This is a genomic window from Winogradskyella ouciana, from assembly GCF_965284585.1.
GTDB classification, from domain to species: Bacteria; Bacteroidota; Bacteroidia; order Flavobacteriales; family Flavobacteriaceae; genus Winogradskyella; species Winogradskyella ouciana.
Genome location: NZ_OZ260095.1, coordinates 3202183 through 3214841 on the forward strand (window position 1 = coordinate 3202183; position 12659 = coordinate 3214841).

A 12659-nucleotide genomic window follows, 5' to 3' on the forward strand; every position below is an offset into this window, starting at 1 on the left:
CCGTACTTGATACGGAATCTAGCGGTTTAATGTATAATTTTGCTGTGGGATTTTTGTTTTTCTCTTCATTTTGTCTTGAAACAAAACGAAGCAAAAATTCAAAACGATTTATAGGAAGTTGCTAAAGCACCACTCGCTAATACATTAATGTTCCTTGCAATAATTATAACTTTATTTTCAACTCTTTATTGAGGTATTAACCTTATTACTGGCTCATTACTTCTGAAAATCGTTGTTTCCGACGCTGTCGGAATTTCAAGTACATTATTGTTTCTTAACTTCTATTTGTGATGTCACTGCGAGGATGCCAAGGCATCGAAGTGGTAAAGTGATATATGACTAAGCAGTATTATAAATGGTAACGCATAACAATGAGACCTGCCTGCCGACAGGCAGATTACCTCACCCACCTAAATCAGTTTCACAATAACTGTTATAACGGTAAAAAGTCCTCAAAAAAGAAGCCTCAACCTAAATAAACATAAAAGCAATTTCGTCTTTAGAAAACCCTTTTGTAATCAATTTTTTAGGTTTTGCACCCTCAGTGCCTTGACTGTTTGAAGATGATCCTCGCCGGAATCTTGATATGTTATTTTTTAACTTATGTAGTAATTTCATAGTAAATACAATTTGGTGTTACTAAAGGTACGGTATCAATTGCGATTTGGACGACACAAACACCTTTAAAACCAAAGATTTAGCAATGATTTAACACTTCACTAACCTTAGCGTTGCATTTAGCAGGTCTGCACAATTTTAATTACCATTTAAACAATACGTAGGTATCCAAATATCAAGAACCTCAACCTTATCAAATCAGCTTTGTCATATTAAATAGTAAAATTAAATACTTATAAATTATCATGCTTTTACAAATCCAATAATGGCCCTCGGATTTGGCAGGCGAGTGTCTGCTCAAAGAAGATGACGTAAAACAAAATGCTGTCTGAGCCTAAGCGAGTTCATTTTGTTTAGTTATCGATTTGTAGCAAGACCGCCGAAAATCCAAGGCCTAGAGTTTTTTTGTTACTTTTTTGGGCAATGCAAAAAAAGTAAGCTAATGATAAAGTCTTAAAATCCAAAAATTTCAGACCCCAATTTTAAGCATGTCTATCCCATATCTAACCCGTGTCATAAGCGTGTCATATCCGTGTCAACCAACGTTTTTTCCTACAAAAAAGTCAACCTTTGATGGTGTCGATTAAAGTGAGGCATTACCTTTTCATAGGTTTAACTAAAAAATTCCATGGTATTACGAAGCTAAAATGCCCATAAACATAGATGTTAAGAAAGCATTAAAGGCATTGCAAAATTCAGTTTTTCTTAATATTTTTATACCATTCTTAATGTAAACCGATTTAATTATGAAAAAACTATTTTTTACGCTATTATTTTTCGGATTTTGTTTTATGCTAAGTGCACAGACCGAACCAAAAGTTGGTGATGAACTTGTTATTAACGCCCAAGATGGAGCATCTTACAACTATATAAAGTTCCCTAAACTGAATATATTATCTAAACGTGGTAAAGTAGCCAATTATAAAAGTGTACACGGTAATACAGTAGTTGTCGATGAAGTTATTACTGACAAAAACAACAACACGTACGTGATACTTAAGAAAAAGGATGGTTCTAAGTTCTTTGGATTCGTAAGCGAAGTCAAAGCCAATTATGATAAATCCATAGCTGCAGGCGAGATGGCCACAAAAGCATAAACTGTGCTGTGAAACAGAAAAACACCAAGCCTTGATTATTCAAGGCTTTTTTTGTGCTATAGCTCCAAGTCTTAATAGGTTATGGAGTAAACCTTCACACTAAATTAACAACTAAATATTGTACCTTTGCACCTTCGTTCACCGAAGCCAATTTGGCACGGGAGAACCTTTGCTAAAATAAAAGAAGGAGTAACACCATTTATGAGCCATTTCGACGATTCCATTGAAGTAAAAGGAGCACGCGTACACAACCTTAAGAATATAGATGTCAGCATACCAAGAGAACAACTGGTAGTTATTACTGGGCTTTCTGGTAGTGGAAAATCGTCATTGGCCTTCGATACCATTTATGCAGAAGGGCAGCGTCGCTACATCGAAACCTTTTCGGCATACGCACGTCAGTTTTTAGGGAGCCTAGAGCGCCCAGATGTTGATAAGATTGATGGCCTATCTCCTGTTATTGCCATAGAACAAAAAACAACCAGCAAATCACCACGCTCTACAGTAGGCACCATAACAGAAATCTATGACTTCTTGAGGCTATTATTCGCTAGAGCTGCGGATGCTTACAGTTATGAAACGGGTGAGAAAATGGTAAGTTATAGCGATGAGCAAATCAAGGAGCTTATTCTTGAAGCCTTTAACGGAAAGCGCATCAATATCCTTTCGCCAGTTATCCGATCGCGTAAAGGGCATTATCGCGAACTATTTGAACAGATTGCCAAACAAGGTTTTGTAAAAGTCCGTACCGATGGTGAGATTGTTGACCTTGAAAAAGGCATGAAGCTCGATCGCTACAAAACCCACGATATAGAGATAGTAATAGATCGTCTAAAGATTGATAACACACAAGACAACGAAAAGCGCTTGATGGAATCCATCAATACAGCCATGTATCATGGAGATGATGTGCTGATGGTGATTGATCAAGAGACTAACGAGCCACGCTATTTTAGCCGAAATTTAATGTGTCCATCGTCTGGTATTTCGTATCCTAATCCAGAGCCCAACAACTTCTCGTTCAACTCACCTAAAGGAGCATGCCCTAACTGTAATGGTATTGGTGAATTGTATGTTGTGAATGAAAAGAAATTAGTTCCTGATGAAACGCTGTCTATAAGAAGCGGAGCTTTGGCGCCACATGGCCCAGAAAAGAAAAGCTGGATCTTTAAACAGTTTGATACCATAGCACAACGTTTTGACTTCACCTTAAATGACGCCTGGAAAGACATTCCCGAAGAAGCCAAACAAGTGATTCTATATGGTGGTAAGGACAGCTTTTCGGTAGAGAGTAAAACTTTGGGCGTAAAGCGTGAGTATAACATCGATTTTGAAGGTGTGGCTAACTTTATAGAAAGTCAGTATAAGTCTAATTCCACGTCATTAGTGCGTTGGGCAAAGGATTATATGGATAAGGTAGAATGTTCGGTATGTAACGGTTCTAGACTGCGTAAGGAATCCCTTTACTTTAAAGTAGATGGCAAGAGTATTGCTGACCTCGTAAAAATGGATGTGGTAGAATTGGGTGAATGGTTAGAAGGATTGAACGATAGACTATCAGAAAAACAACAGAAGATATCTGCAGAGATTATTAAGGAAATAAAGAATCGTGTACAGTTTTTATTGGATGTAGGGCTCACCTACCTATCCCTAAATCGCAGTTCTAAATCCTTGTCTGGTGGTGAAGCGCAACGTATTCGACTGGCAACACAGATTGGCTCTCAATTGGTAGGTGTGCTTTATATTTTGGATGAACCGAGTATTGGATTACATCAGCGCGATAATGAAAAACTGATCAATTCCTTGGTTTCCCTGAGAGATGTGGGCAATTCGGTTATTGTTGTAGAGCACGATAAGGATATGATAGAACGTGCCGACCATGTGATAGACATTGGGCCTTTTGCCGGTAAGCATGGTGGTGAAATCATTAGTGAAGGCACACCAAAAGAATTATTGAAGCATCATACCCTTACTGCAGACTACCTCAATGGCACCAAAGCAATTGAAGTCCCTAAACAACGTCGTAAAGGCAATGGCAAAAAGATAGTGCTTAAAGGTTGTACAGGCAACAACCTAAAAGATGTGGATGTAGAGATTCCTTTAGGGAAAATGATTGGTGTTACTGGTGTTTCAGGAAGCGGTAAATCTACCTTAATCAACGAAACGCTCTACCCTATTATGAATGCACATTACTTCAATGGTGTTAAACGACCAATGCCATACAAAAGCATTAAGGGCTTAGAGCATATTGACAAGGTGATTGACATTAATCAATCTCCTATTGGTAGAACTCCACGAAGCAATCCTGCGACCTATACCAAGACTTTTGACGAAATCCGTAAGTTATTTGCACAAATTCCTGAAGCGATGATTCGCGGTTACAAACCTGGTCGTTTTAGTTTTAATGTGGCTGGTGGCCGCTGTGAAACCTGTCAAGGAGGTGGCTTACGTGTTATTGAAATGAATTTTTTACCCGATGTTTATGTTGAGTGTGAAACCTGCCAAGGTAAGCGCTTTAATAGGGAAACCCTAGAAATTAGGTATAAAGGTAAATCCATTAGCGATGTGTTGAATATGACCATTAATGAAGCTGTTAGTTTCTTTGAGCATATTCCAAAAATATACCGAAAACTTAAAACCATAAAAGACGTTGGACTGGGCTATATTACTTTAGGGCAACAGAGCACCACTCTATCTGGTGGTGAGGCTCAGCGTATTAAGCTAGCGACGGAATTAAGTAAACGCGATACAGGCAATACCTTCTATATTTTAGACGAGCCTACCACTGGACTTCATTTTGAAGATATTAGAGTTTTAATGAAGGTTCTCAACAAACTCGTAGACAAAGGTAATACCGTTCTCATTATTGAACACAACCTAGATGTTATCAAAACTGTAGATTATATAATAGATATTGGTTACGAAGGCGGAAAAGGTGGTGGACAGGTTGTTGCTAAAGGTACGCCTGAGCAAATCATAAAAGACAAAAAGAGCTATACAGCTCAATTTTTAAGAAAAGAGTTGCAATAATCTCAGTGTTTAGACAAAAAATAGCCTAAATACTAATTTTGTTAACTCAATTAATGCAAATATCGCAATTATATGCTCCTAATTGTGTACATTAGATTAAACTAACAAATACATTAAACATTATGAAAAATATTCTTTGGCTAGTAGCGGTAATTGCAATTATTGTATGGTTATTAGGTTTATTGGGCATAGTTCCGGGAATTGGAACTGGAGGCTTAATACACATTCTATTGGTAATTGCCATAATCATAATATTGTATAATATTATATCTGGTAGAAAACCTTTATAAAGTAGACAATCATAAAATACTAAAGCGCATGGATTAAGTTCCATGCGCTTTTTTTTGTTAATTCACTTCTATTTCTCTCTTTTTAGCTTAAATTTGGAGGTGTTAATGAAGACAAAGCCATATTATCGTATGGCTTTTATATTGAGAGGACATTTAATTATTAAATATGAGAAAAGAAAGCAAACATAAAGGCTGGAACGAAATAAAAACAAACGACTCTTGGGCTATTTTTAAGATTATGGGTGAGTTTGTAAATGGTTATGAGAAACTAAGTAAAATAGGCCCTTGCGTTTCTATATTCGGTTCTGCACGTACAAAACCAGACCATAAATACTACAAATTGGCTGAGGAAATGGCTCAAAAAATTGTTGAGCATGGCTATGGAGTTATCACTGGTGGTGGTCCAGGTATTATGGAAGCTGGTAACAAAGGAGCACATATAGCTGGAGGTACTTCAGTGGGACTAAATATTGAACTACCTTTTGAGCAGCACGATAATCCTTACATTGACAGAGACAAGAGCCTAGATTTTGACTATTTCTTTGTGCGCAAGGTTATGTTTGTAAAGTATTCCCAAGGTTTTGTGGTGATGCCAGGAGGTTTCGGGACTTTGGACGAGCTCTTTGAAGCCATGACGCTTATACAAACCCATAAAATTGAAACGTTTCCTATTATTTTGGTCGGAACGGAATTTTGGGGAGGCTTAATGGATTGGGTAAAAACCACATTATTAAATGCCAATAACAACATTAGCCCTAAGGATTTAGACTTAATTCATCTTGTAGATACAGCTGATGAAGTTATAGAAATCCTCAACGATTTCTACAAGGAATATGGCTTAAGCCCTAATTTCTAGAAAACTACTACTGCATCCCAAATTATGAAAAAGAAGATACTAAGTTTTTTAACGGTTTGCCTTGTGAGCAGTTTAAATGTTTCTGCACAAGAGACATTTAAGGTCATGTTCTATAATCTACTCAACTACCCTCTTGAGGATGCCGTACCTAATCGCGAGGACGACCTAGAGTTTATATTGGCAGACTACCAACCTGATTTGTTTTTAGTTTGCGAGCTTAACAATATTACTGGTGCCAATACTGTTCTTAATATAACTAGAACAGCTATAAACCCTAATTTTGAAATGGCCACTTATGTTTCAAATACCTCTGATGATACTACTGGCGACCAGAATGATTTACAGAACCTATTATATTACGACAGTACCAAGTTTATACTCGAAGAAGAAATCATTGTTCCAACGGATTTGAGAGATTTTAATGTGTACAGACTTCAGTTAAATACCATCGATCAAGATATAAATCCTGTTGAATTTTATGTCATAGTCTGTCATTTAAAGGCCTCTAGTGGCACCGTAAATGCACAGCGTCGGTTTGAAATGGTCTTGGATCTAGATGCATATCTAAATACGCTTCCCAGCGACACGAATGTTATTTTGGGCGGTGACCTAAACCTGTATACAGGCAGTGAGCCCGCTTTTCAGCAATTATTACAAGACACTAACAACATAACGTTTGCAGATCCTGCTGACCGTGTAGGGAGCTGGAATAATAATCCAAACTTTGTGGATGTCTTTACGCAATCCACCAGAACACAATCTGGCATGGGAGGTACAACAGGTGGTTTTGATGATCGTTTTGACTTTATCTTAACCTCAGAAAACATATTGAGCACAGCCAACATAACCTATGTGGCAGACTCATACCAAGTGTATGGCAACAATGGCTTATCGGCATGTTATAACAGCGCCATTAATTCGTCTAATTGTGCCGTACCTGGCTCTGAATTTTCGTTTGAGATAAGAGATGCGCTTCACAATTTCAGTGACCATTTACCTGTAACGCTCAGTCTAGAAGCTAACGTTACTTTATCTGATTTAGGTGATTCTGAAATTACAGTAAATTACAATTTAGAAAAGACGTTAATAGATTCAGAATTAATTATATACATAAATTCATTTAAACTTTTTAATCAAGAGTTGAATATATATGATTCCCTTGGGCAAGTGGTAGAAACTTTTCAAACCAACTCAAGTGCGCGACAAGTTTTTAACACAACTAACTTAAGCAATGGTATTTATTTTCTTGGCTTCTCTAAACCTCAAACTAAACCTATAAAATTTGTTATTTCACGTTGATTAAAAAGTTTCTCATATCAATTGCTTTTCTACTATTTTGTGCAGTCACACTAGCTCAGAATAAAATTGATATTAATGCTATTGCAGATGTAGAAACCAAAACCATATCCATAACCCAAACCATTACATACAAAAATGAATCGGATACGGTTTTAAAAGAGATTTATCTCCACGATTGGAACAATAGCTTCTCAAACAAATCCACTCCGTTAGCCAAACGTTTTGAAGAAGAGTTCAGCACTAAATTTCATCTGGCAAAAAGTGAGGAACGTGGTTTTACACTTATTACTACCATTAAAGACCAAGTTAATAACACTAATCTTAATTTTGAGTATTTAAAATCGCATCCTGATGTTATTAAGGTTCATCTAGCTGAGCCATTACAACCAAATGCATCCTACAACATATACCTGAGTTATATTCTTGTTATACCTGATGCAAGTTTTACGGATTATGGCTTCACTAAGACTAAAGATTTTGAATTAAAGCATTGGTATATTACTCCAGCAGTTTTTGATGGAGAGTGGCATTATTATAGCAATAAGAATCTCGACGATTTGTATGTGCCAAAAGCAGACGTAACCATTACGCTCACCCATCCACTTAATTACAGAGCCACATCAGAATTGGATGTGATTGCCATGAACCCAAATACTGAAAGCAGGCAGCAAACCACAATTCTTCATGGCAAAGACAGAGTGGACACCTATCTATCCTTAAACAAATTTCCACGTTACGGTTTTGTACAAACCGACGACCTCATTCTTATTTCCAATATTAACGAAAAAGGGCTTCCAGGCAGTGATAAGGCGATATTAACGGATAGAATCACACAATTTTTAGCTGAAAATTTGGGAGAATATCCTCATAAGCAATTGTTGGTATCTTCTATAGACTATAACAAAGATCCATTGTATGGACTAAATCAGCTTCCTGATTTTCTGAGACCATTTCCGGATCAGTTTCAATATGAATTGAAACTACTAAAGACCTCGCTAAAAAAATATATCGACAACGTCCTTTTATTGAATCCAAGAAAAGAACATTGGCTCAGTGAAGGTTTGCAAGTATATTTTATGATAAAATATGTTGAAACGTATTATCCCGATATGAAGTTATTTGGAACTTTATCAGATGTCTGGGGCCTAAGGGCGTTTCATGGGGCGGATTTAGATTTTAATTTTCAGTATTTCCTCTACTCTATGGAAATCGCCAGAAAAAACAGAGACCAGCCTTTAACCACTTCTAAAGACTCATTAATTAAATTTAATGCCAATATTGCCGGTAAATATAAAGCTGGCGTAGGACTTAACTATTTGGATGAGTTTTCTGAAGACATTGACTTATCCAAAACCATCACCGAATTTCTAGAGCAAAATAAATTAAAGCGCGCAAGCATATCTGATTTTGAATCTTTTCTAAAATCTAAAACCAGTAAGAATATTGATTGGTTTTTTACAGATTATGTAAGCACTCGAAAGAAGATCGATTTTAAAATAAACAGTATAGAGACATTGGGTGATTCCATAAAATTAACCATTAAGAATAAGCGTGATAATACAATGCCTATTTCTTTATTTAAACTGAGTAATGACTCTGTTATTGGAAAGCAATGGGTAGAAAACATAAAAGGGTCTAAAACCATCACTGTGAGCAAGGACAGCGTAGACAAATTTGTTTTAGACTACGATAATGTGGTCCCAGAATTTAACCAACGTGATAATTACAAATCAGCCAATGGGTCATTTATAAACAACAAACCTTTGCAATTTAGGTTGTTTAAAGACATAGAGGACCCATACTACAACCAGGTTTTCTTTATGCCACTTGTAGAGTTTAATAATATCTATGATGGGCTTACATTGGGAACCAAAGTTTATAATAAAACCATTTTAAGAAAACGCTTGAACTATAAGTTTTCACCGCAGTACGCAACACGATCTAAAACACTCACGGGTGGTTTTAGTGTGTTCTATTCGCATAACTTAGAAAATCAAAATTTATTTGATATTACCTACGGTCTATCAGCAGGCTATCAGTCTTTTGCTCAAGATGCATTTTTTACAAGGATTAGACCTTCGTTGACCTTTTCTTTTAGAGACGATAGCGATTTTAGAAAAGACCAAGTAGACAGAATCACAGCCCGTTATGTAAGTATTAGTAGAGAGTTAGGAAATAACGCTATAATTGAAGAATTGGATGAGCCAGATTATGGTGTATTTAACTTAAGGTATACGCATTCCAATCCAGGTATTATCAACTTTTCTAGATTTAACACGGATCTTCAAATAGCGGATAAGTTCAGTAAGTTGTCTGTTAATTATGAGTTTAGAAAATTGACCCAAAGCAATCGGAATATTAATCTTAGGCTATACGCTGGCGTATTTTTGGATAACAACACAGATCCAAATTCCAATTTTTTCAGTTTTGCATTGGACAGACCAACCGATTATCTTTTTGACCTCAACTACTTAGGTCGATCAGAAGATGCTGGTATTTTTAGTCAACAAATCATTATTGCAGAAGGAGGTTTTAAGTCCAAATTGGAAACCCAATTTGCCAATCAATGGATGACCACAGCCAATTTTAGCACTTCCATCTGGAGGTACATCCATGCTTATGGTGATTTAGGTTTGGTGAAGAACAAATTCAGTCCAGCAAAATTCGTTTACGATTCTGGTATTAGACTCAACCTTGTTGAGGATTATTTAGAACTCTACTTTCCTATTTATTCTAGTCTTGGATGGGAAATTGCTCAACCCAATTATGACCAACGCATTCGTTTTATAATTTCTGTAGATCCTCAAGTTTTATTGGGTCTTTTTAGAAGAAAATGGTATTAAAAGATTCTTATTAAAAAGTTGATTTTTTGTGTTATTTTGAATATATTATGAAATAACGGTTGGTTTTTTGAGAATATTATAGAATTATAACATTTCTTGCTATTGCAAAAACCATCGTAATTCAGTATTTTTGCCACACCAATTTTAACGCCATATGAAGACCAATTCTGACATTAAAACAGAAATTACATTCGAAGATTTTAAAGCTCAAGTCTTAAATGACTATAAGCTTGCCGTAACAAGTCGTGAATGTAGTCTTTTGGGTAGAAGAGAAGTTTTAACTGGTAAAGCAAAATTTGGCATCTTTGGAGATGGCAAGGAAATTCCACAATTGGCTTGGGCAAAAGCTTTTAAAAATGGGGATTTTAGATCTGGCTACTATAGAGACCAGACATTTATGATGGCCATTGGAGAACTCACTATAGAGCAATTTTTTGCGGGTCTTTATGCCAATACCGATTTAAGGCAAGAGCCTATGTCTGCTGGTCGCCAAATGGGAGGCCATTTTGCAACACATAGTTTAGACGAAAACGGTAACTGGAAAAATTTAACCAAACAGAAGAACTCAAGCGCAGACATCTCGCCTACTGCCGGGCAAATGCCAAGGCTTTTAGGATTGGCACAAGCCTCTAAAATATACAGAAATGTAAAAGGAATTGACACCACCAATTTTTCAAATCAAGGTAATGAGATCGCTTGGGGAACTATTGGTAATGCCAGTACCAGTGAAGGTTTATTTTTTGAAACCATCAATGCTGCAGGTGTATTACAGGTACCAATGATCATAAGTGTTTGGGATGATGAATATGGTATCTCAGTACATGCTAAGCATCAAACCACCAAAGAAAATATTTCTGAGATCCTGAAAGGGTTTCAACGTGATAAAGACAATAACGGCTACGAGATTTTACGAGTGAAAGGTTGGGACTATGTCAACCTTATCGAAACTTATGAAATGGCAGGTAAAATTGCCAGAGAAGAGCATGTTCCTGTACTCATTCATGTGCAAGAACTAACACAACCACAAGGTCACTCTACTTCTGGTTCGCATGAGCGTTATAAATCCCAAGAACGTTTAACTTGGGAAAGAGAATACGATTGTAATCTTCAAATGCGCAATTGGATGATAGCTCATAATATTGCTACTGAAGAGGATCTTTCTGAACTTGAAAAAACCATTAAGAAAGAAGTTAGAGATGGAAAAAAAGCGGCTTGGACTAATTATCTAAAACCAATTATAAGCGAGAAAAACGAAGCTGTTTCCTTGTTGACCAATCTAGCCAATACAAGTTCCAATAAAGTATTTATAGAGAAGTTGGTTAAGGATTTAGATGCTATTGGAGAACCTAATCGCAAAGATGTTATCTCCACAGCCAGAAAAGCATTGCGTTATGTAATTAATGAAGATTCGGAAGCCAAAGAAAATTTACTCAATTGGATTGAAAATTACTTTGCCGAAGTACAACCAAAATACAGCTCTGATCTTTTAAACGAAACGGAATCTGCCGCCATTCACATCAAAGAAGTTAAACCTACATATAGCAACCAACCAGAGCAAGTTGATGGTCGTGTGGTGATACGTGATAATTTTGATGCAATCTTTGGTAAATACCCTGAAGCCTTAATCTTTGGTGAAGATACTGGTAATATTGGTGATGTTAACCAAGGGCTTGAAGGTTTACAGGAAAAGTATGGTGAGCTACGTATCGCTGATACCGGAATTAGAGAAGCAACCATAGTTGGGCAAGGTATTGGTATGGCAATGCGAGGTCTCCGTCCAATAGCAGAAATTCAGTATCTCGATTATTTATTGTACGCTTTGCAGATTATAAGCGACGATTTAGCGACTGTTCGATACAGAACAAAAGGAACACAAAAAGCACCATTGATTGTTCGTACCAGAGGTCACCGTCTAGAAGGTATATGGCATTCAGGCTCACAAATGGGAGGCATTTTAAATCTGATAAGAGGTGTGCATATTTTGGTGCCACGTAATATGACAAAAGCAGCTGGTTTTTATAATACACTTTTAGAAAGTGATGAGCCTGCGCTTGTTGTGGAATGCTTAAACGGTTACCGTCTAAAAGAGCCATTACCAAATAACATTGGTGAGTTTAAAACACCTATCGGTGTTGTTGAAACCATAAAAGAAGGCACAGACATTACTTTAGTTTCGTATGGTTCTACAGTTAGGGTTGTTGAGCAAGCGACAAAAGAATTATTGGAAGTTGGTATTGACGCCGAAGTTATAGACGTGCAATCTTTATTGCCACTAGATTTAAATCATGACATCGTAAAAAGTGTAGCAAAAACCAATCGTTTAATGGTTATCGATGAAGATATGCCAGGTGGAGCTTCAGCGTATATCCTAGATCATATATTGAACACTCAAGACGCTTTTCAGTATTTAGATAGCCAACCAAGAACATTAGCGGCAAAACCGCACAGACCAGCTTATGGATCTGACGGAGATTATTTCTCTAAGCCTTCTACTGAAGATGTTTTTGAAGCTGTATATGATGTGATGCACGAAATGAGTCCTAGTGATTTTCCGAAATTGAGGTAACAAATCAAACTATATTATTTTTATATAAACCATTACATACGTGATGGTTTTTTTATATTT

At 36.6% G+C, this 12659-nt stretch carries 7 protein-coding genes; all 7 read left to right on the forward strand.

The window, feature by feature from the left end:
• Nucleotides 1–1364: 1364 nt before the first annotated feature.
• The 7 genes from ACQ65V_RS14245 to ACQ65V_RS14275 all read left to right on the forward strand — a co-directional run bounded on the left by ACQ65V_RS14245 (nucleotide 1365) and on the right by ACQ65V_RS14275 (nucleotide 12599).
• Complete coding sequence (locus ACQ65V_RS14245) at nucleotides 1365–1715, forward strand: hypothetical protein (protein ID WP_155087824.1); 351 nt, start codon at nucleotides 1365–1367, stop codon at nucleotides 1713–1715.
• Nucleotides 1716–1916: 201 nt separating this feature from the next.
• Nucleotides 1917–4745 (forward strand): excinuclease ABC subunit UvrA, encoded by a 2829-nt coding sequence (uvrA, locus tag ACQ65V_RS14250; protein ID WP_430468440.1) that lies wholly within the window; start codon nucleotides 1917–1919, stop codon nucleotides 4743–4745.
• A gap of 122 nt (nucleotides 4746–4867) precedes the next feature.
• Nucleotides 4868–5035, forward strand: coding sequence for a lmo0937 family membrane protein (locus ACQ65V_RS14255; RefSeq protein ID WP_155087825.1), 168 nt, complete (start codon nucleotides 4868–4870; stop codon nucleotides 5033–5035).
• Between the two features lie 166 nt (nucleotides 5036–5201).
• The gene (locus tag ACQ65V_RS14260) at nucleotides 5202–5891 is read left to right on the forward strand and encodes a TIGR00730 family Rossman fold protein (RefSeq protein ID WP_155087826.1); all 690 of its coding nucleotides are present in this window, start codon (nucleotides 5202–5204) and stop codon (nucleotides 5889–5891) included.
• Between the two features lie 24 nt (nucleotides 5892–5915).
• Nucleotides 5916–7190 carry a T9SS type A sorting domain-containing protein gene (locus ACQ65V_RS14265; protein WP_430468441.1) on the forward strand — a complete coding sequence of 425 codons (1275 nt, stop codon included), beginning with the start codon at nucleotides 5916–5918 and terminating at the stop codon, nucleotides 7188–7190.
• Entirely contained in the window at nucleotides 7187–10033 is a 2847-nt protein-coding gene (locus ACQ65V_RS14270) for a metalloprotease (protein ID WP_430468442.1), read from the forward strand. The genes ACQ65V_RS14265 and ACQ65V_RS14270 overlap by 4 nt, the downstream gene beginning before the upstream one ends.
• A gap of 154 nt (nucleotides 10034–10187) precedes the next feature.
• Complete coding sequence (locus ACQ65V_RS14275; protein ID WP_430468443.1) at nucleotides 10188–12599, forward strand: alpha-ketoacid dehydrogenase subunit alpha/beta; 2412 nt, start codon at nucleotides 10188–10190, stop codon at nucleotides 12597–12599.
• Nucleotides 12600–12659: the final 60 nt, after the last annotated feature.